Source organism: Campylobacter sp. W0066.2 (assembly GCF_024723515.1).
Taxonomy (GTDB): Bacteria; Campylobacterota; Campylobacteria; order Campylobacterales; family Campylobacteraceae; genus Campylobacter_D.
In genome coordinates this window covers 63,656-87,619 of record NZ_JANQCV010000003.1, presented here as the reverse complement: position 1 = coordinate 87,619, position 23,964 = coordinate 63,656, and the positions used below count along the sequence as shown (strand labels likewise).

General features: G+C 29.0%; 23 protein-coding genes and 3 pseudogenes. 7 read left to right on the top strand and 19 right to left on the bottom strand.

Features of this window, described 5'->3' with window-relative positions:
- Position 1: 1 nt before the first annotated feature.
- Genes flgK through CAMP18498_RS02005 form a run of 3 tightly spaced genes read left to right on the top strand, consistent with a single transcriptional unit; the run spans position 2 to position 3,317 of the window.
- Positions 2–1,831, top strand: a complete 1,830-nt coding sequence (flgK, locus tag CAMP18498_RS02015) for a flagellar hook-associated protein FlgK (protein WP_337197156.1) — start codon at positions 2–4, stop codon at positions 1,829–1,831.
- Positions 1,831–2,580, top strand: a complete 750-nt coding sequence (locus CAMP18498_RS02010; RefSeq protein WP_337197154.1) for a TIGR02757 family protein — start codon at positions 1,831–1,833, stop codon at positions 2,578–2,580. The genes flgK and CAMP18498_RS02010 overlap by 1 nt, the downstream gene beginning before the upstream one ends.
- Entirely contained in the window at positions 2,565–3,317 is a 753-nt protein-coding gene (locus CAMP18498_RS02005; RefSeq protein ID WP_337197152.1) for a TSUP family transporter, read from the top strand. Before CAMP18498_RS02010 ends, CAMP18498_RS02005 begins: the two co-directional genes overlap by 16 nt.
- Here CAMP18498_RS02005 and CAMP18498_RS02000 read toward each other — a convergent pair.
- The 12 genes and pseudogenes from CAMP18498_RS02000 to rplM form a co-directional block, all read right to left on the bottom strand.
- Positions 3,314–3,952 (bottom strand): type II secretion system F family protein, encoded by a 639-nt coding sequence (locus tag CAMP18498_RS02000; RefSeq protein WP_337197213.1) that lies wholly within the window; start codon positions 3,950–3,952, stop codon positions 3,314–3,316. The two genes, CAMP18498_RS02005 and CAMP18498_RS02000, sit on opposite strands and share 4 nt — an antisense overlap.
- A 176-nt stretch (positions 3,953–4,128) precedes the next feature.
- A complete protein-coding gene (locus CAMP18498_RS01995; RefSeq protein WP_337197150.1) occupies positions 4,129–4,473 on the bottom strand; it encodes a type II secretion system F family protein in 345 nt (114 codons plus the stop codon).
- A gap of 73 nt (positions 4,474–4,546) precedes the next feature.
- A pseudogene (locus CAMP18498_RS01990) lies at positions 4,547–5,496 on the bottom strand (GspE/PulE family protein).
- 31 nt (positions 5,497–5,527) lie between these two features.
- Positions 5,528–5,977: a hypothetical protein gene (locus CAMP18498_RS01985; RefSeq protein WP_337197148.1), complete on the bottom strand. Its 450-nt coding sequence runs from the start codon at positions 5,975–5,977 to the stop codon at positions 5,528–5,530.
- A gap of 136 nt (positions 5,978–6,113) precedes the next feature.
- On the bottom strand, positions 6,114–6,299 hold the full coding sequence (locus CAMP18498_RS01980; protein ID WP_337197146.1) for a hypothetical protein: 186 nt from the start codon (positions 6,297–6,299) through the stop codon (positions 6,114–6,116).
- Positions 6,280–7,658: pseudogene (gene mshL, locus CAMP18498_RS01975) on the bottom strand (pilus (MSHA type) biogenesis protein MshL). The gene CAMP18498_RS01980 and the pseudogene mshL overlap by 20 nt, the downstream one beginning before the upstream one ends.
- Positions 7,630–7,953, bottom strand: coding sequence for a hypothetical protein (locus CAMP18498_RS01970; RefSeq protein ID WP_337197145.1), 324 nt, complete (start codon positions 7,951–7,953; stop codon positions 7,630–7,632). Before CAMP18498_RS01970 ends, mshL begins: the two are co-directional and overlap by 29 nt.
- A 3-nt stretch (positions 7,954–7,956) precedes the next feature.
- Positions 7,957–11,511 carry a pyruvate:ferredoxin (flavodoxin) oxidoreductase gene (gene nifJ, locus CAMP18498_RS01965; protein WP_337197143.1) on the bottom strand — a complete coding sequence of 1,185 codons (3,555 nt, stop codon included), beginning with the start codon at positions 11,509–11,511 and terminating at the stop codon, positions 7,957–7,959.
- A gap of 117 nt (positions 11,512–11,628) precedes the next feature.
- Positions 11,629–12,273, bottom strand: a complete 645-nt coding sequence (locus tag CAMP18498_RS01960) for an HAD family hydrolase (RefSeq protein WP_337197141.1) — start codon at positions 12,271–12,273, stop codon at positions 11,629–11,631.
- Positions 12,274–12,276: 3 nt separating this feature from the next.
- Entirely contained in the window at positions 12,277–13,263 is a 987-nt protein-coding gene (locus CAMP18498_RS01955) for an OmpA family protein (RefSeq protein ID WP_337197139.1), read from the bottom strand.
- Between the two features lie 247 nt (positions 13,264–13,510).
- Positions 13,511–13,900, bottom strand: a complete 390-nt coding sequence (rpsI, locus tag CAMP18498_RS01950) for a 30S ribosomal protein S9 (RefSeq protein ID WP_039617655.1) — start codon at positions 13,898–13,900, stop codon at positions 13,511–13,513.
- Between the two features lie 2 nt (positions 13,901–13,902).
- Positions 13,903–14,328: a 50S ribosomal protein L13 gene (gene rplM, locus CAMP18498_RS01945; RefSeq protein WP_337197138.1), complete on the bottom strand. Its 426-nt coding sequence runs from the start codon at positions 14,326–14,328 to the stop codon at positions 13,903–13,905.
- Between the two features lie 189 nt (positions 14,329–14,517).
- On the opposite strand from rplM, the pseudogene CAMP18498_RS01940 reads away from it, so the two are divergent.
- From CAMP18498_RS01940 to CAMP18498_RS01925, 4 genes and pseudogenes are all read left to right on the top strand, one after another.
- Positions 14,518–15,242 (top strand): annotated as a pseudogene (locus tag CAMP18498_RS01940) (DnaJ domain-containing protein).
- The gene (locus tag CAMP18498_RS01935; protein WP_337197136.1) at positions 15,239–15,346 is read left to right on the top strand and encodes a zinc-ribbon domain-containing protein; all 108 of its coding nucleotides are present in this window, start codon (positions 15,239–15,241) and stop codon (positions 15,344–15,346) included. Before CAMP18498_RS01940 ends, CAMP18498_RS01935 begins: the two are co-directional and overlap by 4 nt.
- Before the next feature lie 161 nt (positions 15,347–15,507).
- Positions 15,508–15,798 (top strand): hypothetical protein, encoded by a 291-nt coding sequence (locus CAMP18498_RS01930; protein WP_337197134.1) that lies wholly within the window; start codon positions 15,508–15,510, stop codon positions 15,796–15,798.
- A 15-nt stretch (positions 15,799–15,813) separates the two neighbouring features.
- A complete protein-coding gene (locus CAMP18498_RS01925) occupies positions 15,814–15,987 on the top strand; it encodes a WG repeat-containing protein (RefSeq protein WP_337197132.1) in 174 nt (57 codons plus the stop codon).
- A gap of 86 nt (positions 15,988–16,073) precedes the next feature.
- Here the strand turns inward: CAMP18498_RS01925 and CAMP18498_RS01920 are convergent, their stop codons facing one another.
- The 7 genes from CAMP18498_RS01920 to CAMP18498_RS01890 all read right to left on the bottom strand — a co-directional run bounded on the left by CAMP18498_RS01920 (position 16,074) and on the right by CAMP18498_RS01890 (position 23,930).
- Positions 16,074–16,343 (bottom strand): AAA domain-containing protein, encoded by a 270-nt coding sequence (locus CAMP18498_RS01920; RefSeq protein ID WP_337197130.1) that lies wholly within the window; start codon positions 16,341–16,343, stop codon positions 16,074–16,076.
- Between the two features lie 8 nt (positions 16,344–16,351).
- Positions 16,352–16,684 (bottom strand): hypothetical protein, encoded by a 333-nt coding sequence (locus CAMP18498_RS01915; RefSeq protein WP_337197129.1) that lies wholly within the window; start codon positions 16,682–16,684, stop codon positions 16,352–16,354.
- A gap of 720 nt (positions 16,685–17,404) precedes the next feature.
- Positions 17,405–17,758 (bottom strand): nuclease-related domain-containing protein, encoded by a 354-nt coding sequence (locus CAMP18498_RS01910; protein ID WP_337197128.1) that lies wholly within the window; start codon positions 17,756–17,758, stop codon positions 17,405–17,407.
- Positions 17,759–17,767: 9 nt separating this feature from the next.
- Positions 17,768–20,515, bottom strand: a complete 2,748-nt coding sequence (locus tag CAMP18498_RS01905) for a RecB-like helicase (protein WP_337197126.1) — start codon at positions 20,513–20,515, stop codon at positions 17,768–17,770.
- Positions 20,512–22,902 (bottom strand): PD-(D/E)XK nuclease family protein, encoded by a 2,391-nt coding sequence (locus tag CAMP18498_RS01900; RefSeq protein ID WP_337197124.1) that lies wholly within the window; start codon positions 22,900–22,902, stop codon positions 20,512–20,514. Before CAMP18498_RS01900 ends, CAMP18498_RS01905 begins: the two co-directional genes overlap by 4 nt.
- Positions 22,902–23,414 carry a FixH family protein gene (locus CAMP18498_RS01895; protein ID WP_337197123.1) on the bottom strand — a complete coding sequence of 171 codons (513 nt, stop codon included), beginning with the start codon at positions 23,412–23,414 and terminating at the stop codon, positions 22,902–22,904. The genes CAMP18498_RS01900 and CAMP18498_RS01895 overlap by 1 nt, the downstream gene beginning before the upstream one ends.
- Entirely contained in the window at positions 23,415–23,930 is a 516-nt protein-coding gene (locus CAMP18498_RS01890; RefSeq protein ID WP_337197122.1) for a hypothetical protein, read from the bottom strand.
- Positions 23,931–23,964: the final 34 nt, after the last annotated feature.

Sequence of the window (23,964 nt, the reverse complement as noted above, 5' to 3'; positions counted from 1 at the left end):
CATGGGAATTTTTGATAGCTTATATACAGGGGTTAGCGGTATTAGAGCTGCTGAACTTCAAATCAATACCACAGGTAACAATATCTCTAATGCAAATGCGGTGTTTTATACTAGACAAAGAGCTGTACAAAGTTCGGGTATGTCTCTTGATAGAGGTGGCTTACACCTAGGGACAGGTACGCAAATTGATACTATTAAAAGATTACATGATGAGCATTCTTATTATGAGTTAAAAAATGCTACCACCCAGCAAAACTATACAAATTACTTAGGACAAATTTTACAAGAAGCAAGCCAAAGATTTCCTGATATGCAAGGAACTGGTATTTTACAAGATTATAAAAACTACTATGATGCGTGGAATAACTTTGCTTCTAATCCAAGTGATGGAGCAAGTAAAATAGATCTTGTTAATAGCGCAAATACACTAACTCAAAACATACAAAAAACCTTACAAGATCTTAATAAAATGCAACAAACTGTTAATGAGCAAATCAAGCAAACTGTAGATGAAATTAATAACATTGGTCAAGAAATTGCAAATATTAACAAACAACTTGAAAATGAAGAAGTTTTACCTACTGATAATGCAAATCAATTAAGAGATAAAAGAGATGAGCTTGAACTTAGACTTTCAAAACTAGTCAATGCAGTAGCTTGGAAAGGAACAAGCTCTCAGGATAGCACTTTAGAATCTACCATGACTGATTCTGGAAGATACTATGATTTAAGCATTCAAGGCTTTAGCATAGTCAATGGCTCTAGCTTTCACCCTTTAAAACTAGACAATAACAACCCTAATGGTTTTTATCAAATTTATTATGAAGTAAATGATGAAAACCGCTATGATTTAACTAGTAAAATTTCAGGCGGACAGCTTGGAGCTCAACTTGATCTTAGAGGTAGAAACTATGATGGTAATCACGATACTTACAGCGATGGAAAATTACAAGAATATAAAAATATGCTCAATACCTTTACAAAAACACTTATAACCCAAACTAATAATGTCTATGCTCAAGCAGCTACAGATAGAGTCAATTCAGATGATTTAAAAGGTTTAAAGCCTGATACTTCTTTAATGAGTTATGACAAAAACATTCAAGCAGGAAGTTTTGACATCACAGTTTATGATGAAAAAGGTAATGCAGTAGCTACTAGAACTATAAAAATAGATGTTAATACTACCATAGAAGATGTTATCAAACAAATCAACGCAGATATCGACGATAACAAGAATGGTCAAGGTGGCGATGACTTAAATGATTATTTTCAAGCTTTTTATCATTATGATGGACAAAGCGATAGTGGAAATTTCCAAATCAATGGCTTAAAAGAAGGTTATAAAATAGCTTTTAAAGACAATGGTACAAATTTCCCAGGCGCTTTAAATGTATCTTCATTTTTTAATGGTCAAGATGCAAGTAGCATTAATGTAAATTCAAGCATTAGAAATGATCCAAATAGCTTAAAAGCTAGTTCAAACGGAGTTGATGGAAATAACGATGTAGCTAATGCTATGTTGCAACTTCAAAATCAAAAAGTAAATTTTTATAATAAAGATGGCACAGTAGATACTATGACTTTAGATGGATATTATAGAAAATTTACAGGGCAAATTGCTTCAGATGCTGAAAGCAATGGCTTTGCGCATGCAACTAATATGACAGTATTTAATACAGCTTATGCAGAATATCAATCAAAAAGTGGTGTAAATACTAATGAAGAATTAGCAGCGCTCATACAATATCAAGCAAGTTATGGCGCTGCAGCTAAAATCGTAACTACTGTTGATCAAATGCTTGAAACCTTGCTTGGTTTAAAATCTTAATGCAAATTAAAGCTCTTTTAGATGAAGCTATCTTAAGCAAAAATACTCAAAAAGAGCTTTTCTCTCATCCTGATCCTTTACAAATTGCAAGTATTTATAAAGATGAAACCATAGCCTTACTTTGTGCTTTATTTGCTTATGGAAATGCTAGAAATATTGTAAATTTTTTGAAAAAACTTGATTTTTCCTTGCTTGAAAGAAATGATGAGATTATTAAAAAAGAATGTAAAAATATAAAATACCGCTTTCAAAACTCTCAAGACATAGCTCAAATTTTCATCACACTTAAACGCTTAAGAAATGAAGATAGTATAGAAAATATTTTTACCAAGGCTTATCAAAAAGATCAAGATATCACACATGCAATAAAAGCTTTCATAGAAACAATTTATAAGCTTAATCCTTATAAAAGTTATGGTTATGAGTTTTTCTTTTCAAAAGAATTTAAAACTCCAAAAGGTCCTTTAAAAAGATACAATATGTATCTTAGGTGGATGGTAAGAAAAGATGAATTAGATTTAGGTTTGTTTAAAAATATAGACAAAAAAGACTTACTCATACCCTTAGATACTCATACTCATAAAGTTTCATTAAAACTTAAGCTTTTAAAGCGTAAGATTTATGATTTTAAAAGTGTTTTAGAGCTTACGCAAAGTCTTAAAAAATTTGATCCTGCTGATCCTATAAAATATGATTTTGCTCTATATAGAATCGGACAAAACAAGGAAAGCTTATGGAGCTTGAATTAACTTATTATGTGATTTTATTTTTTGTCGCTGCTTTTGCAGGTTGTGTTGATGCGATTGTAGGTGGTGGTGGACTTATTACCATACCTGCTTTATTTGCTTGTGGGATCCCTCCTCATTTAGCCCTAGCTACTAATAAACTTCAAAGCACCTTTGGCTCACTCACTGCGGTTTTAGCTTATAGAAAATCCATGCACATAGAAAAGATAGCTTTGGGAATTTTATTTACCGCTATTGGCGCAGCCATTGGAACTTATGCAGTTTTACTAATAGATCAAAATGCTGTTAAAATTATTGTATTAATTTGCCTTGTTTTAATCTTTTTATATACTATTTTCAAACCTGATTTAGGCCATGTTCATAATAAAGCTAAAATGAGCACCACAAGCTTTCAAATCACTTTTGGTTTATTACTTGGCTTTTATGATGGTTTTTTAGGGCCTGGAACTGGGTCTTTTTGGATTTTTGCCTGTGTGATATTTCTTGGTTTTAGTATGAAAAATGCAAGCATTAATACTAAAATCTTAAATTTTACTAGCAATGTGGTAGCCTTAGGGGTATTTTTATGCTCTTATGAAGTACTTTGGAAAGTTGGTATTTTAATGGGTATAGGTCAAATTTTAGGCGCCTTTGTAGGCTCAAAACTAGTTTTAAAAACACAAGGAACTTTTATCAAAAAACTTTTTTTAACTATGGTTGCTTTAACTATAGCTAAGGTTGCTTATGATTATCTTGCTTAAATTCCTTGACTAATTTGCCACATAGGTAAAAATACACCCAAGGCCAAAACTAAAATCAAACTCGCCATAAAAATTGTCATCAAAGGTTCTAAAATAACCAAAAGTCTTTGGGTATAATTTTCTTTTTTATATTCATAAAATAAAGCAAGCTCATAAGTACTTTCATCTAATTTAGAACTTTTTAAAGCTAAATTTAACATTCTTATCACAAAAGGCTCAAAAAGCCTTGTGTTAGAAAAAGCTTGAGCTAAATCAAATCCTGATTCAAATAAAGTCTTTACAATAAACATTTTATTTTTAAAAAATTGATTTTCTATGCCTTCACAAGCAAGCTCAAAAGCTCTTTTTATATCCACCCCTGCTTTCAATAAATAAGAAAAAATCAAGAAAAAACAAAATTTATCTTGATAAAATATTATTTTTCCAAAAATGGGAGAATAAAAAAGAATTTTATGAAAAAATAAAGACTTTCTAAAAGAATAAGCAAGTATTATAAAAATTCCCATACCTAATAAAATAAATACATAAAAATGTTTAAAAAAATCTCCTACAATAAAAAGAATTTGAGTAATTTTTGGCAAATCTAATTCAAGTTGCAAAAATAAAGTTTTAAATTCAGGCAAAACCAAAATCATCAACACAAAAAAAGCTAAAATAATACATGTAAAAACAAAAAGTGGATAAGTTATAGCCTTTTTAAACTGCTTAAAACTATGAAGGTTTTTCTCTTTTAGATTAATGATAATCTCAAAAGCCCTATATAAATCCTCCTTACCGTCACAAATTTTTAAAACAGCACATTCTCTAGAATTTAAACACCTCTAAAAGCTTCATTGTAAGAGCTTCCGTTTTTGAGTTTATTATAAATCGCACTAAATATTTTAGCTATATGCACATCATGATTTGATCTTGCAAACTCTAAAATAGCTTCTTGTAAGCTTAATCCTGCTTTTAAAACCATACTTAAATCTTTAAGGATAAAAATAAGCTCTTCTTCTTTAATTTTATGTTTTGTTGTTCCAAAGTATTCTTCAACACTAATTATATTTTCAAATGATTTTTGTGCAAGATTTCTGGCTTCATATAGATTTTTGGCTTTAATTATACTTTGTTTTTGCTCTTTATTTAAAGCATAAAAAATAATAAATTTTTTCAAAAACCAATCTTTCTTAGCTCATCTACACTTGTTAAACCAAACTTAACTTTTTCCAAAGCATCCATACCTAAAGTTAAAAAGCTTTTTTTAAAGCATATGTTAAAATATTTTCATAATTTGCATTATTTTCTATCATACTTTTTAAATTATGGTCTAAAAATAAAAACTCAGCTACCATTAAGCGCCCTTTATATCCACTATACATACACTTAGCACAACCCTTTACTTTATAAAATTTTCCTTCAAAAACTTGATTTTGAAAATGAAATTTTTCATCGCTAAGTTCTTTACATTCACATAGTTTTCTTACCAAGCGTTGGGCTATGATCAAATTAAGTGCATAAGCTATTAAATATTCTTTTGTACCCATGTGCTTCATTCTAAAAATAGCTTCTATAGCACCATTAGTATGCAAGGTACTTAAAACTAAATGTCCACTTAAAGAAGCTTTTAAAACTATATCCAAACTCTCCTCATCTCTGATTCACCCACCATAATCACATCAGGATCTTGCCTCAAAACCGCTCTTAAAGCTTTGTGAAAATCAAAACCAGTTTTAGAATTTAACAAAATTTGCTGAGCATGTTTAAGTTTATATTCTATAGGATCTTCTAGGGTAATGATTTTTTTATTTTGGTCAAGCTCGTTTAAAATAGCATGCATAAAAGTGCTTTTACCACTCCCCGTTGGCCCGCAAAATAAAATCAAACCATAAGGTGCGTTCATGTATTTTTTCAAACAGATTAAATTTTCTTCTTTAATAAAAAGTCTATCAAGTTTTAAAACATGCTCATCTTGTTTTAAAATCCTAACCACCACACTTTGCCCAAATAACAAAGGCATAATTGAAATTCTAAAGTCATACTTTTACTCTAAAATTATCTTAGAAAAACTCCCATCTTGGGCTTGTCTTTGTTCGGCTACATTAAGCAAGGCAATGATTTTTATATGCATAACCTGATAAGAATCCACATCAAGACTATGGATATATTTTAATTCTCCATCTATTCTAAATCTTATCAAAACTTCATTTTCCAAAGACTCCAAGTGAATATCACTTGCTCTTAAAAAAACAAGCATAAGTTAAAATTAAATTCAAAAACTGCTCTAATAAAAACTCATCTTTATTTTCATCACTTTTTAAATTAAGCTCTAATTTATCAAGATAGTTTTGAAAGCAAATTAAAAATTTAATCCTTTCTAGTAAGAATTTAAATTGTGCAACATCGCAAAGAAAAATTTTAATAACCTTTAAGCGGTATAAATTTTGTATTTTTTCTAAAATACTCTCATCTAAAGGTTTTAAAGAAGCTATATGAATATTTTCATCATCTTCATAAAAACAAAAAATATTATATTGTTCTATTAAAGAAAAAGGCAAAACATGGAGATATTTTTCTATTTTAAGAGTTTGATTTAAGTCTAAAATTTCTAATTTACACTCTAAAGCCAATTCTTGCAAAGAAAGTTCATTTAAAGCTTTTATTTCTTTTGTGTCATTCAAAATAATTTCCTAAAAGTTTTTCATACTCTTCTTTAGCTCTTAAAGCATCTTCATGCTTTCCAAGTTTTAATTTAGCATTGATAAAAACTAGCCATGCTTCTTTTTCTAACAATTCAAATTCATTTGCCTCAATAGCTCAAAAAACAGCCTTTTGATAATCTTTTATTTGATAAAAATATTTAGCTAAATTTAAAGCATTTTCATAACTTGGGTGATTAATAAATTTTTCATAAAATATATTTTTCTCAAAACTTTCATTTTGAATATTCATTGCATTTAAAAAAGACAAACAAATTAAAAAATTAAAACATATCATCTTCATGTTCAAAACCTAATTCTTTCAAACTTAATACTTTTTTATTAGCTCTTATTAAACTTGGCTTGATGATAAAAACTATTTCACTAATATCTTCTAAATTTTGCTTTCCTTGAAATAAAGCACCAAAAAGTGGTATTTTAGATAAAGCACTTACTTCATTATGGTTACTAATCGTATTTTTACTAATCAATCCACCTAAAATTAAAGTTTGCCCATCATCAACTTCAACTACAGTAGAAAGCTTTTTTTGTATAGTATCTGGTGCTATATTTCTTGGTTTATTTTGTCTATGATTATCAACACTATATTTAAAATCACTCAAACTAGGATTAATCCTAAGCATGATTTTATGATCATCTGAAATTTCTGGCAAAATATTTAGTAAAATTCCTACAAAAATAGAATAATTATTATAAGTTTCACTAATAGTTGTACCATTTTCAGTACCCTTAGAGCTTTCTTTTACTTGATAATTAATCGTATCACCTATGGAAATAATAGCTTGCTGATTATTAAGTGCCATAAGTTTTGGGTTAGAAAGTACAGTAGTTTTACCATTTTCTTGTAATAAATTTAAAATAGCCTTAGTTTCAACATTAGCTTTAAGATTAATATTTTTAACACCACCTTTATTGATTATAAAATCATTATCATCTCCATTAAGTTTAAAAGCAAGCTCTTGCCAATTAATTCCACTTGAATGACTTTTATTTAAATGTACTGCAACTATACTTACATCAATTAAAACTTGTTTTTTAAGTCTTTTTTTAAATCTTTTAAATATTTTTCAACCCTTGTAAGCTCATACAAAGTAGCATTTAAAGTGATAATCCCTGCATTAGTATTAATAATAGACTTAGTTGTATTTTCATCTAATAAAGCTTGTATTTCTTCTGAAATTTTTTCCCAAAAATCAAATTTATCCGTGCTAATGACCAAATTATCTGCTTCTTTAGTACTATCATAATCGCCCTGTTTAGGTCTTGAATCCACTGAAGCTTTGGCCTTCTCTAATAGAGCTTATATAATGCACTTTAAAAGTTTTAACTTGTCTTCCATAAATTTTTAAAATATTTTTTCATACTCATAAGCAAGATTATTTTCCATCAATAAAAGTTTAAAAATTTCCCTTAAAGACATTTTTCTTATGTGCAGATAGTTTTGAGTATGATTTAACTTTTCTCTGGCTAATGAATCTTTTATTATAATACTAAAACCACATTCTCTACCAAGTTCATTTAAAATTTCAATCAAAGAAGTTTTATTTTCTACACTTATATCAAAAAAGCGTTGATGACACTGTGAAGCAAAAACATTTGTAAAAGTTAAGATGCTAATAAATAAAAATATTATTTTTTTCATACAATTTTAAAACCATGATTTTTTCTTCCTTTATCAATACAACTTGAGAATTTTTAATCTCAACAATCTTAAAACCTTCAATATCATCATTTAAAGCATACCATTTACCATTAATCTTAACTTTATTAGAAATGATAGCTTGCAAAGAAAAATCAGATTTTATATTTGTAGTCTTTTGAAAAAAAGGATCTTGAATCAAAGAAAAATCAATATTACTGCAATCTTGATTCAAAAATGGGTACTTAGCACCAAAAGCACTAAGCACCCATAAACTCACAAGTAAAAATCGAAGCAAATTTTAATTTTCATTACTAAAATCAGCACTTGCTAGACGTTTAAGTTGTCTATAACGGCGTTGTGCTTCTGCTTTATTTTTTTCAAATAATTCTTTTGCTTGCTCAGGATTTGATTTTTTCAAAGAATTATAACGCACTTCATTCATTAAAAAGCTTTCATATAAATCCCAATCAGGCTCTTTAGAAGAAATTGTTAAAGGATTTTTACCTTCTGCTTCTAAACGTGGATCGTAAATATAAGTTGGCCAATATCCACATTTTGTGGCAAGTTCTGCTTGATTTCCTGAATTTCCAAGCCCACCTTTAATACCATGAGCTATACAAGGAGAATAAGCAATAATCAAAGAAGGTCCATCATAAGCTTCTGCTGCTATTATTGCTTTTAATAATTGCGCATAATTTGCATTAGAATTTACTTGAGCTACAAAAATATAACCATAAGTCATAGCAATTTGACCTAGATCTTTTTTCTGCACTGGCTTACCTGCTGCAGCAAATTGAGCTACTGAACCTGTTCTTGAAGATTTTGAGCTTTGACCTCCAGTATTAGAATACACTTCAGTATCAAGCACTAAAATATTTACATTTTCACCACTTGCTAAAACATGATCAAGCCCACCATAACCTATATCATAAGCCCAACCATCACCACCAAAAATCCAATGTGATTTTTTACTTAAATAGCTTTTCAGTTCTAAAATATCATTTACAGTTTTAATCTGTTTATTTTCTTCTAGCAATGGCACTAACTTATCTCTTAGCTCTAAAGAAGCTTTAGAATCTTCTTTATTTGCAATCCATTCTTTATATAATGCAGAAAGCGCATTGGGAACTTCTTGCATACTTTCATTCATGATTTGCTCAATTTTATGCCTTGTTGTTTCAGTTGCTATTTTCATACCAAGACCAAATTCAGCATTATCTTCAAATAAAGAATTACCCCAAGCTGGTCCATGACCATTTTTATTACTTTTTCTATATGGAGTTGAAGGAGCTGAGCCACCATAAATAGAACTACAACCTGTTGCATTAGCAATAATCATTCTTTCACCAAACAATCTAGTGATTAAAGTGATATAAGGAGTTTCCCCACATCCTGGACATGCTCCATGGAATTCAAATAAAGGTTGAGCAAATTGAATACCTTTTGCATTTTCTCTATTTAAGATATTATCTTTATAGCTTACTTTTTTGAATAAATAATCTGCATTTTCTTGCTCACCATGATCAAGCTCTTCACCTAGTGGAACCATTACTAAAGATTTTTCTTTAGTTGGACACTCATGCACACAAAGCTCACAACCTGTACAATCAAGTGGCGAAACTTGAATTTTGAAATTTAATTTTTGTTCTTTCACGCCTTTTGCATTTAAACTATGTTCTTTTACACCTGCTGGAGCATTTTCTAATTCTTTTTCATCTATTAAAAATGGTCTAATAACCGCATGCGGACACACTGAAGCACATTGATTACACTGAATACAATTAGTTTCTATCCATCTTGGCACCATAACACCAACGCCTCTTTTTTCATACTCAGTAGTACCATGCTCAAAACTACCATCTTCATAACCCAAAAATGCTGAAACTGGTAAATCATCTCCCTTAGCTGCATTCATAGGTTTTGCGATTTTTTCAACAAACTCAGTGCCTTTATAGGCTATAGTTTCTTCTTTAACTTCATCAGCTAAATTTACCCAAGAAGGATCAATATCAACTTTTACAAGTCCATCTGCACCCACATCAATAGCTTTGTAATTCATCTCAACTATAGCATCACCTTTTTTACTATATGATTTATAAGCTAATTCTTTCATATATTTTTGCGCATCTTCAAAAGGAATGATATTAGCAAGCTTGAAAAACGCTGATTGCATAATTGTATTTGTTCTACTACCTAGTCCTATTTCTCTAGCAAGTTTTGTAGCATTAATAATATAAAAATTAATTTCTTTTTGCGCTAAAACCCTTTTTACTGCATTTGGAATCTTCTTAATAGTCTCTTGCACACTCCAAATACTATTTAAAAGGAAAGTTCCACCTTTTCTAATACCTGCTAAAACATCATAAATTTCTAAATAAGCAGCCACTGAACACGCTACAAAATGCGGTGTAGAAACTAGATAAGTTGAAGTGATGGGTTTTTTAGAAAATCTTAAATGGCTTCTTGTATAACCACCTGATTTTTTAGAATCATAAGCAAAATAAGCTTGCGCATAAAAGTCTGTTTTATCCCCTATAATTTTAATAGAGTTTTTGTTTGCCCCTACAGTACCATCAGCACCAAGTCCATAGAATAGGCACTCTATAGTACTCTCATCACCCAAAGAAATTTTTTCTCCCACAGGCAATGAAGTAAAAGTCACATCATCATTAATTCCAATAGTGAAACCATCTTTTGGATTAGCTTGATTTAGATTTTCAAAAACCGCTAAAAGTTGAGCAGGATCAACGTCTTTTGAAGAAAGTCCATATCTACCACCAACGATTAAAGGTGCTTTTTCTTTTCCATAATAAGCACTTTTTAAATCTAAATAAAGTGGCTCACCTAAACTTCCTGGCTCTTTAGTTCTATCTAAAACAGCTATTTTTTCAACACTTTGAGGCATTACATCAAATAAATATTTTAAACTAAATGGTCTATATAAATGAACTTTTAAAACCCCTATTTTTTCGCCTTTGCTGTTTAGATGATCTACAACTTCTTTTAAAGCTTCAGTCACTGAACCCATTGCTACTACAATGCGTGTTGCATTTTTATCCCCATAATATACAAAAGGCTTGTATTCTCTTCCTGTAATTTTTGAAATTTCTTGCATATATTCATTAACAATATCAGGAATAGCTTCATAATATTTATTTGCTAACTCTCTTGTTTGAAAATAAATATCATCATTTTGAGCCGTACCTCTTGTTTTTGGATTTTCTGGATTTAGACAGGAATTTCTAAATTCTAATAAAGCTTCACGGTCAAGCAAACGATCAAAATGCGCATAATCCATCACTTCGATTTTTTGGATTTCATGGCTTGTTCTAAAACCATCAAAAAAATGCATAAAAGGCACTCTACCTTTAATAGCTGCTAGGTGTGCAACACCTGCTAAATCCATACTTTCTTGCACAGAATGTGAGCAAAGCATAGCAAAGCCTGTTTGTCTTGCAGCATAAACATCTTGATGATCTCCAAAGATAGATAGTGCTTGAGAAGCTAAAGCCCTAGCTGCCACATGGATAACCCCAGGTAAAAGCTGACCTGCGATTTTATACATATTTGGTATTTTTAGCAAAAGTCCTTGAGAGGCAGTATAAGTAGTAGTTAAAGCACCAGCTTGCAAAGAACCATGAACTGTCCCTGCCGCTCCTGCTTCACTTTGCATTTCCACAACTTTAACCGGTACTCCAAAAAGATTTTTTTTACCTTGAGAAGCCCATATATCAGTATAATCTGCCATAGGAGAGCTTGGGGTAATAGGATAAATTCCAGCAACCTCTGTAAATGCATAGGCAGCATAAGCTGCCGCTTCGTTACCATCCATTGTTTTCATTATTTTACTCATTTAATTATCCTTATAATTAAAATAATTACTTAAAATCAATAGCTACTTTATCTTTAATTGTCTTAAACAATGATAAAAATTTTTTATTATTTGTGTGTATAGGGTTTGAATGTGAAATTATCGGATATTTTTTATATGTTTTACAGCTTCATAAGTATTTTCAAAAAGTGGAATTTTAAATTTAGCCAAACTTTCCTTACTTTCATAACCACTACTTACTGCTATAGGTTTAATACCTGCATTACAAGCTGCTTGAATATCTAAATGAGTATCTCCGATCATAAATGCATTTTCTTTGCTTTTAGATAATTTTTCTAAAGCTAACAAAATAGGCTCAGCATTTGGTTTTGGGTAAGTTACATCATCTCTACCTATGATAACTTTAAAGTATTTTCCTATCCCTAAATGATCAATTAAAGGTTTAGAAAATTTAGAACTTTTAGTCGTTACAACAGCTAAATCAGCAAATAAACTAGCCTCATATACACTTTCTTTTGCCAAAGAAAGCAAAGAAGTTTGCTCTATATAGATTTTTTGATATACACTTCTGTAAGCATTAATATACTCACTTGTTTTTTCTTTTGGTACTCCAATTTTTTCAAAAGCTACATCTAAAGGAAAACCTATTAAAGCTTTAATGGCCTCATGATCTCTTAAAGGCTCTCCAAAAGCTTTAAAAGCAGCATCAAAACCATCTAAAATGGCACTTGTAGAGTCTATCAAAGTGCCATCTAAGTCAAATAAAATTGTCTTTTTTAACAAAGCTTATTCTTTAATGAAAAATTTTGCTTCCACGCGTCTATTTTGCGCGCGACCTTCTTTAGTATCATTGTTTGCTTTTGGCTTTTCAAAACCATAGCCTTTAGTTGCAATTTTCTCTTTAGCAACACCTGATTTTTCAAGTTCTTTCGCAACTGCCTTAGCACGCTCTAATGATAATTTTTGATTATAAGCTTTAGGGCCTGTGCTATCTGTGTGACCTTCTAAAATAGTATAATATTGTGGATTTTCTTCTAAAACTTTACCTACTTCTTGGATTTTTTGTGCAAACTCAGGATTTATAGTGATTTGATCAAAACCAAAATGCCCTTCAAGCGCTATTGTCTTTTCACAACCTATATGATCAAGCAAAGCACCCTTTCTTGGCTCTGGACATGATTTATCAATTTGTTTTGTTTGCGGTTTTTCTTCGATTTGTTTAGTTGCAGTTTGAGGAGTTTTTGGAGCTTTATTGCCAAAATAAAAACTCAAGCCAACACTAGAAATCAAATTATGCTCACCATTATTGAATTTAATTTGATCTCTTGCTTCAAGTCTTAAAGCTAAATCTTCGCCAAGTGCAAATTTAAAACCCGCACCATATTGAGCAAACATACCGCTTTTATTTTCATAAGCTCCATGGCTTAAATACTCATAACCCGTTCCCAACAAACCATATAAATATACATGATTAGCTAAATCAATTCCTTTAATAGCATTTATATAAAATCTTGAAACACTAGTATCTGTATGTGTATTATCGTTTGGATTATTATATTTTGCGTTATCATAATACTCTAAGCCAAGTTCAGCTTGATCTATCCATAAATCATCATAATGATAACCAAATCTTAAACCCACTCCACCATAATTTTTAAGATCTAAATTTCCTTCTGGGGTTGTATAGTTAAAGGTTGGAGTGATTTCTATTTTACTAGCATCAAAAGCAAACAAAGCACTAGCTAAACTAACTAATCCTATAATCTTTTTCATAAACCGTCCTTAAATAATGAAAATAAATGGGGTATTATATAAAAAGAAGATTAAAATAAAATAAGCCCCTTTTTGGGAAAGGGGCTTAAATTTACTACAAAAAGGAGGTTTCCCTGATCGGACTTTGAAATTATAAAAGTTTATTCTAAACAAAAAATCCTTTGATTTTAAACAAAACAAAAATATATAAAAAAATGTGATTTTGAAAATTAAAAGAGAGGATGGATCCAAAAATGGATCCAAAAAATTAACGTTTAGAGAATTGTGGGCTTCTTCTTGCTTTTCTGCGACCGTATTTTTTACGCTCAACAGTTCTACTATCTCTAGTAAGAAGTCCTTTTGGTTTTAATAATGCTCTAAAATCTGCATCCATAGCAGCTAAAGCTCTTGAAATACCATGTCTTAAAGCTTCAGCTTGAGCGCTATAGCCACCGCCTAAAGTTGTTGCTTTAATATCCATAGAAGTTTCTTGTTTAGTTACTAATAAAGGCTGAACTACTTTTAATTTTATAGCTTCATGTCCGCCAAGCCAAGTGTTTAAATCCATACCATTAACGATGATTTTACCACTACCAGCTTTTACCCAAACTTTAGCTACAGCGGTTTTTCTTTTACCTGTTGCGTATGTTGTTGCCATGATTATTTTCCTTTATTAGCAATTTGAGCAGTATGAGGGTGTTCGCTACCTGTATAAATTTTTAATTTTTTAAGCATAGCTCTACCTAGGTTTGTTTTAGGTAGCATACCACGAACTGCTAATTTATATAATTTAACTGGATTTTTTTCTAATAAATCACCAAATTTTTCACTTTTTACGCTTCCAAAATACCCTGAATGTCTGTGATATAGTTTATCTTCTGCTTTATTTGCACCTGTGAAAACTGCTTTAGAAGCATTGATAATGATTACATAATCTCCACAATCAACATTTGGAGTATAGCAAGGTTTATTTTTACCTCTTAAAATAGTCGCTACTTCTGTTAAAAGACGACCAAAACGCTTTCCTTCAGCGTCTAAAACGATCCATTCGCGTTTTACTTCGTTTGGCTTTGTTATCTTTGTCATCATCTTACCTTTGCCAAAAATTTTTTTAAAAATGAGATTATAATTATTTTATCTTAATTAATACTTAATTTAAGAATACTTAAAGTTTAAATATTTTGATTAATTCTTGCAGATAAAAGTAAAATAGCACATTTTAAGTAAGTTCTTTATAAAATAACTTTTTATTATATTAAAAAATAAGGTTTTATTTTGTTTTCTTTAAAATTTAAAACTCAAGAATATAGAATTTGTAAGCATTGCTCAGAATTTAATCCTGATAAAGACGCTAAATTTTGTATATTTTGAGGAAAAGAATTATACCATGTTGCAAGACAAAAATTTGATTATATTTATAGTAAAAATCCTGCTATCATGGTTGCTTTTTTAGCAAAAGTTGCCAAAGTAGATAATAAAATCATTGCTCAAGATTTATCTAAATTTATATCTTCTTTACTTGATAAGATAGAAATGTTTTATACTAAAGAGTATAGTGGCTTTAGAAATACTTATGCAAGTATTTTTGAGTATGAGAAAAGTCAAGGCAGAAGCATTAGTGAGCTTTGCTCTAACATACGCATAAGCAAGAAAGAAGCAGATTTTCTTATATGTTTATTGCTTGATCTAATATACTATGATAAACAAATGAGCGCAAATGAAAACACCTTAATGGAAAATATCATCATAGGACTTGGATAAACCTCATAAGCTTTAGGGAAATAAAAATCACCCTAGAACAAGCCTATGAAATTTTAAATTCTCACCCAAATGATGATTTTGAAAGTATAAAGAAAAATTATAGAAAACTAGCTAAAGAATACCACTATGATAACCTTCATTCTAAAGAGCTTCCACCTGAACTTTTAAAGATAGCCCAAGAGATGATGAAAAAGATCAATCTAGCCTATGAAATCATAAAACAAGCAAGGGGTGAATGATGCTTATTTGCAAACATTGCAATATGAAAAATTTAGATGTAGCTAAATTTTGTAAAGAATGTGGAAGTAATGAACTATACGATCCACAAGCAAAAGAAAACTAGAAAAAGAAAGACAAAGACAAGAAGAATTAAAAAGATTAAAAGAAGAAAGAAAAAGAAAAATCGAAGAAGAGATAAAAACAGCCCAAGAAGAAAGAGAAAAGAAACTCAAATAAAGAAAAGAATTCATCATAAAACACAAAAGTAAAATCATAGCTAGTGTGATGATTTTGATTTTGATAGCTTTAGCTAGTGTGTATCAGTATTTTTACGGTGGAAAATATAGTCGAATTTACATAAGCGAACTTGAAAGTAAATGCCACAGCGATGAAGCAAGTTGTAAAATACTCCAAGCTATCTACAAAGAAAAATGTGACAAGGGAGATAGGAAAGCTTGTATAGGTGCTTATATACACAAACACAAGGATCTAAGAGCTATCAAAGATAATAATCAATGGAATTTAGTCAATGAAAATAATAAAATTTTAGTTGAAAATGCGTTTGATTATACGTGAGGTTTTAATAAAGGTTTGACTGGTGTTAAACTGAATGGTAAATGGGGTTTTATTGATACAAGTGGAAAAATTGCAATAGAACCTAAAATTGATAATGTAAAGCTGGATTTTAGAGAAGGATTAGCGGAAGTTAACTTAAACGGAAAATGGGTATATATTGACAAAAAAGGTAATATTATAAAAGATTAAATTATCATACTAGGGTTGAAAAATAAAAAAATAATACAGGAAAAACTTTAGAAATTTAAAACAATTGAGAATGGCTGTAAATCATGCTACATCCATTCTTTAGAATATTCTAAATATTTTTTATTGTTATTTAACACCACTAAAGCTTCTTTGGCTCTTGTTAATGCAACATAGGTTCTAAAGTCATTACAAATACTACTTTTATTTTCACTAACATAAATAATTACTTTGTTTTCCATACCTTTAAAACTATTTATGGTGGATATTGTCACAGCATCACTTTCTAACGAGAAATCATCTTTATTATCAAACATATGTTCAATGTTTATATTGTTTTTAACTAAAAAACACATCATACTACGCCCTATATTTTATTGGATACTAAAATGCTTATATCTTTTAGTTTATATTTTTCATTTATGAAAAACCTACAATAATATAAAATTTTATCATACAGATCTTTTTCTTCAATATTCTCCCAAATTAATGAATACAAATCTAAAGTATTTTCATTTATGATAATTTCTGAATTTAAAAAATCACCAAAGTTCTTATCAGGATGATTTTCTAAATAACCTTTTAAGAATGTTTCAAAAAATAGATTAGTCTTGTGAATTAAACTTGGCAAACGGGTAGATCTTTTCACTTCTTTTAAAACAGCCCAAGCGCCTTTAAATTTGTATTTATATCCACCCATACTTTCTTCAATCCATGATACGCTTCTGTTATATAAATTTTGTCTATCATCAGCTGCTAATAAAACTTCACTATTTTCATCCTAAAAAAATAAAGCAAAATACCAAACCACTCTTTTTTAAAATCTTGCGCTTCATCTATTAATATTGCATCGTATTTTCTATTTTTCGAATTTGATTTTTTTCTTGAAGTTTTAAAACCTGCTCTATTAAAACACATTCATATAAATCAAAATTATTGCCATATTTTTTTACTTCTAATCCATTTTCTTCTACATATAATTTAATAAATTCATGAAAATGATTATATTCTATAAATTTCCATTCAAAATCTTTGCATGTTTTTATTTATTTGGTCTCTTATATATCTTTTTAATGTTCTATTAAAACAAATAATTAATACTTTTTTGTTAGCTATTGCTATATTTACCGCTTTTTGTGCAACAACCAAGGTTTTTCCACTTCCTGCAACCCATTTTAATCTTCTCCATGTTTTTGGAGTATGCTCTATAAGTCTTTTTTGTTGTTGTGTTAAATTTATATATTCTCCATTTTCTTTTTTGTGTTTTTTTGGAAGTAAAAAATCTCTTATTTCGTTTGGTGGTTTTATAAAGCTATTTGGATAATTTATTATAAATTTAATTAAGTTATATTTTTTATCACATCCAAAAATTTCAATACCTCTTTCCCCTATAAAGTCAATGACATCTTGGGTGCAGCTATTATAAAAAATAATGAATACAAATAGCAGGAAGTTGCTTAAAATAATTAAATTGAGTTTTATATCTTCTAAGCTGAGAATTTGGATTAGCTATTTCAGAACGTCCACCATTGGTATATTTATAATATTTATTCTTTTTACTATCTTTTTCAAATCTTTCTAATTTCCAATCTTTAATTTCGATAATAAATACACCTTTATGCTCGTGAAAAAGAATAATATCAGGTCTATTTCCATTCAAATTAGGTTGGACATAAATTTCATAATCCTCTGGTAAATTATCATTTAAATATTTAATTAAGAATTTTTCACCATCAGTAGATTTATAATTTGAATTTACAATAAAACATCTCATACAATTTCCTTAAACCTCCGCTATCTCCACTTTATCCTTTAAAACATATACCAAAAAAGCCTTAGTGGAAGTCTTGGCTAAGATTTTTTCTATGGCTTCTTTGTAAAGCAAAACTTGCTTTTTATGCTCGTTTAAATTTAAACCTGTTTTATAGTCTATAATGATAGCTTCATTATCATCAAATGCAAGCATATCAAGCTGTTTTTGCTCGCCTTTATAAGTGATGATTTGCTCTTTAAGCAACTTTTTACCCACTAAAAGTGCGTTAAAACTCTCATCTTTTAAAAGCATAGTAAGTCTTTTAAAAAGCTCACTAAAAGATTCATCATCTAAGTAAAAACGATATTTTTTATACACCATTTGCTTACAAAATTCAAAATTATTTTTAGTGTTAAAATCAAAATATTGTAAAAATTCATGCAAAGCAGATCCAAAATGTATTTGCTCGCTTGTAAAATAGTTTTTAACTTTAACTTCTTGTAAATTTACCTTTTGAAATTCTTCAAAGCTTTCTATTTGCTCTAAATTTTCCAAAGGCTCATTTGTTTTTGAAAGTTGTTCTTCTAAAATGCCTATTTGCTTTTCTTCATAATCTTTAAAATATCCTTTAAAACCCTTATAATTTTCATCATTTTTTATAACAAAAAGAGAATTTTTAGCTCTAGTAAGTGCTACATATAAACAATTTATCTCATCTTCCGTTTGGAGTTTTTTTCTTTTGTCTAAAAAGGCATTATAGCTATCATCTTCAAGGTATTCTCTAGCACTATGTCTGTATTTTATTTCCCAGCCCTGCTCTAAATCATACTCAAACATTAAAGTATCAGTATCTGGAGCTTTTTTACTAAGTCTATCAAGCACGATTAAATTTTCAAATTCAAGCCCCTTAGACTTATGCACGGTCATAATGCTAACTCCATCATTTTGTGCTTGTAAAGAACTTAATTTACAAGGACTAAATAAAAAATCAAAAAAATTATCAAAAGCACTTGCATGCTCTAAATAGGCGATAAGATTAACATCGCTTAGATCAAGCTTTAAATAATCAATCAAGTATTTTAAAATTTCACCTACACTGCGGTTTAGATCAAGCTCAAGATAGCTAAGCTCTTTTTTTAAAATATCATTTACAAAATACAAACTAAACTCATCTTTAAGCACACAAGCCTTTGCATACTCAAAAAGCACTCTTACACTAATACAATCTAACAAAGGAACATTGCTTTGCGTATAAGCTTTAACGCCATTTTCTTCAAGAAATTCTTGAATCAAAGTAGCGTCTTTATTGACCCATACTAAAATGCAAATATCATCAAGCTTAATGCCTTTTTCTAAAAGTCTATGGATAATTTTTAAAGCTTCTTTAGCACTTGCTTCATAAACAGAACTATCTTTACTAGGGATGTGATTTTGCAAAATTTCTATATACCCGCTTTCTTTAACGCTTTTTTGCAAAGTAAAGCTAGGATTTAAAAAGCTATCAAAGAATTTATCTTTAAAGGTATCATTAACATAATCAACAATGATCTTTTTACTACGATAATTAGTATCCAAATGCTCTAGTTTAATTTGTGGAAAGTCTTTTAAAAGCTTATCAAAAAGTTCTTTTTTACCCCCTCTAAAACCATATATACTCTGCTTTTTATCGCCTACGTAAAAAAAACTTCTGTTTTTTTTCACACCCTCACCTGAAACAAGTTCGGCAATAATAGGCTTTAAAATTTGATATTGCAAGACATTAGTATCTTGAAATTCATCGATTAATAAATGCGAAATATAACCATCAAGTCTAAAATAAATCAAATCTTTATTAGCCTCATCACTAATTAATTCATAAGTTTTTAAGGCTATATCTGAAAAAGTTAATGCATTTTGCTTGGTATTGTTTTCATTTCTTGCTTCTTTAAAATGCGCCAAAAGCTTTGCAAGCATACTTATGCGGTAATTTTCCATTTGATTAAAATATTCTTTTGCATTTTGTATAAGTTCTGCTCTTTTTTGTAAAAATTCATTATCAATGACTTTGGTAAAATAATCTTTTTTTAAATTACTAATAATAGGCTTAGCAAAAAAATCTTCCATTCTTTCAAAATTAAAATTTGAAAGATAATTTTTATTTGTGCTTAAATTTTTTGCATAAGCTATAAACTCATCAATATTTTTTTCTAAAGCAGTCTTACTTGGAAGGTAAGCTTTTGGATTTGGCTTAACATCACAATGTTTGGTATATAAATTTTCAAGGTTTTTTAAAAAATCACTTTTGCTTTTTGTTTGGATAATGTAATACGCTAGACTTTTTAGCTCTTCTTCGTTTAATTTAGCAATGAAATTTTTATAACTATCTTGACTTTCTATGATTTCAAAATCACTCATAAAACCTAAATTTAAAGCAAAAGAACGAATAATTTGCGAAAAAAAACTATCAAAAGTATAGATATTGAGTTTAGATCTTAAAAATTCGTTTTTACGCTTTTGTCTTAAATCCGCAAGCTCTTCTTTGCTTTTGCCTAGCATTCTCATAAGCTCATTGCATTCTGCTTTATTTTCTCCATTTTCAAGCACATCAAATTCTAAAAAGGTTTTAAAAATCCTTTCTTTCATCTCGCTTGTGGTTTTATTGGTAAAAGTAAGAGCTAAAATTTCATTAATCTTAGCTCCCATTAACACCAAAGCTACAAAACGCACGCTTAATGCAAAGGTTTTTCCACTTCCTGCACTAGCTTCTAAGGCCAAAAAAGGCTCAAAATTACAACTCAAAGCTTAAACTCCTTTTTATAAAGCATGGTATAAGGACTATAGGTATTATCATTTCTTTGATTAGTAAATTCTTTTTCTAAAGGCTCTTTTGCAAGCTCATTAAACATGTCTTTAAGCTCTTGCACTTTTTCACTTTCAGTATTTTCATAAACGATTTTCATATTTTTTAAATCATAAAAACAAGCATTTATATTTTCTAAAGGGTATGTGTCCTCTAATAAAAACTTATAAAAGGCAAGCTGGTAAGTTTTTTCATCTATTTTCCCAGTTTTATAATCTATGACTAATTTTTCATTTTCATTTTCATCTAATCTATCTAAACGTCCAAAAATAGTAATTTTAACTCCATTTTCAGCGATAAAATCTTTTTTTTGTGAAAATTCACAATCTCTTACCATAAAGCCTTGTTTAAAATGCTCATTTTCAAGCACTTGAAATTCTTTAAATATTGCTTGTATTAAAGCTAAATTTAAAGCATCGATTTTGTAATCTTTCAAATTTTTTACAATATCCATAAATTTTTCATAGTCAAAATATTTTGCTTTTTTGTTTTGTTTATAGTATTTTTCTAAAGCTTTATGAATAAAACTTCCTAGCTCATTCGCTCTAAAAGTATCTTCTAATTCTTTTGATTCTTTTAGTCCTAAGACATATTTATAATAATAATCTAAGCCATAATTTATCAAAAGGTGAAATCTCGTAAAAGTAAGCTCTTTACTAAAATAATCATGCTTAGCCATTATATGTGTAATTGGCTCAAGGTTAAAATCACACTTGTGTGCTTGAAAGTATTTGATATAGGCATTGTCACTGTATATTTTATCTTCTATGAGTAAAAAATCAAGCTCACTTAAAAATCTTGATTTGATTTTTTCTTCATTTTCTACATAAGAAATTCCTACTAATTTTGCCTTGGCTATTAGGGTGTAATAATAATGTCTTTGTAAATTTTCTCTTTGAGTATGAGTAATAAGTCCTGCTTTTTTTCGAATTTCATTATTTAAAAATAACTCACTTGAAACTCTTTTAGGGATAAACTCATCATTAAAATCAACTATAATCACCCCATCAAAGCTGAGCCCCCTGCTTTCTAAAAGCCCCATTACAGTAACTTCACCACCGCCAACACTGCTTAGTTTTTTATTGTCAATTTGCATGAAAAATAACTCTAAAATTTGCTTAAAACTTAAAGTATGTATTTTTATAAGTTCTTTAATGAATGCAAGCTCTTGATAGATATAATCTTGCAATTCTTGATTGTTAATATCTTCTAGCAAATTATGGATGAAGTTTTCAAAAAAATCAAAAGAGATATTTTCATCAAAAAGCTTTCTAAACTCTATAAAATGAATACCAGAAGGATAAAAATGCAAATTACATAAGTGCTTGTTTAGCTTTTGCCTATCAAAAAAATCTTCACTAAGCTCATACTCAAACTCATCATCTTTAGCACTTTCATATAAAGTCTTTAATCTATGATAAAAAAGCGTATGTTTGATACTTTCCCCATTGGCATAGTTTAATACATTGTTTTTATCATAAAGTCTTAAAATATCCACAAAGTTCTCATCAGGGGTAATCACTACAATATCTTTTGCGCTAATACCAGCTTTTAAAAAGCTGTTAATTTTTTCAAAAACAAAAGCAGCTTGCAAAGACCGTAAATTAAAACTCTTATGAGTGATTTTATTTTCTTGTACAAAAGGACACTCTTGTAATATTTGCGCTTGGTTTACATCATATAAATACACATGATTTTCCTTAAGAGAAAGCCCTTGTAAAAAGCTAAGAGAACTTAAAAAATCTTTATTAAATTTAGTACAATTAAATTGCACTTTAAGAGGAAGTATTTCCTTAACTTTTAACAAAAGCTCTACTTCAAAGGCATTTAAAAAACCTTGAAAATCAAAAATAATCTCATCATAATTTTTTAAAAAATCGCTATTAATTTCATAATCTAGTGGCAAAGAAATATCATCATATAAATTTTGCTCTTTTAATAAAGTAAGATAATTTTTAAAAAGTTCTTCTAAAATTTGCAAATGCTCTTCATACTGAGCATAAGCATCATGAAATTTTAATGAGTTGATATCTTTTTTTTCTAAACTAAGCTCTTTAAAGAAACTAAATAAATAAGCATTGTTTTTTAAGAAAGCAAAAAAATTACTCGGTATTTTTAAACTTTGCTCTAAATTTTTAGTTTGCTCGCAAGCCTTTTTCATCAAAAGCAAACATTCATAATGAGTTGCTTGAAAATGTGGAGAAAAAACTAATTTTTGCATAAATTCGGCTATACTCATAGCCGGTTCTACTAAACTATCAATCTGCAGTTTTTTCTCATAATACTTTCTTAAAGCTCTTAGTGAGCTAAAAACAAAAAGCTTCATTATTTAGTTTGTAAAAAGAATTTAAAAAATCCTACACTATTTTCATCTTGAGTGATTTTTAAAAGTATTTGCCAAACACCTTTTTCTTTGATATTAAAATCAAACACCAAATCATTTCCTTCTATTCTTGCTTGTAAATTCTCATCATTTACATTTGTGTGTGGACGTGAAAGTAAAGTTTGAATTTGAAGCTTACTTAAATCATAATCTTTTAAATTTTCAATAGCAATTCTAAGTTCATTTTGCCCTTCATTGATATAATAAACTTGATTTTTCTTATGCATAAAGCTTTCTTTGTCTTTAATACTTAGCTTAAAATTTTCATCAAAAGTCTTTTGTCTGTTTTGAATTTCATTATAATTTAACTCAACATTTTGATAAGAATCAAAATAAAAATTATCTTCATACACAGGGGCTTTGCTTGCAATAAAAACCGTAACAATACAAGCTATAACAATAAGCCCTAAAGAAATCAAAATACCATAAGGCCAAAATGTTTTTTGATTTTGCATTTATCTTCTCCTTTTGATTTTTCTTTGAACTAGCATCAAAATTGCAACACATAAAAAGCTATAAATTAAAATTCTCATGATATTTAAAGTATCTCGGTTTGAGTTTCCATAAAAAGGTTTTATATTAAAATGATTTGCAACTTGATCAGCAATATCTGCATAACCATTTAAAATAGCAGCATTGTAAATGTCTTTTTGTTTAGAATTTGCAAGTATAGGTAAAATCGTTCCTTTTTCAGGATAAGGACTTAAAACACCTTCTTTATCAAAATACTTCATAGCATCATCACTTGCAAGTATATCTACCTTATGTGAAGCTTTAGAAAATACAAGCAAAATATATGGCTTACTTAAATTAGCTTCATAATTTTTTAAACTTTCAAAGTCTTTTTTATCACTTAATGCTAAGGCTATATTAACTCCAGTTAACTCATGAATTTGTTTAGAACTTGAAGTAATATTTTGCTCTATTGCAGTATTTAAGATGTTATCATTTAATAATATTTCAGCATGCAAGAAATTAGCAAAGCAAATAAAAATGGCGGTTAAA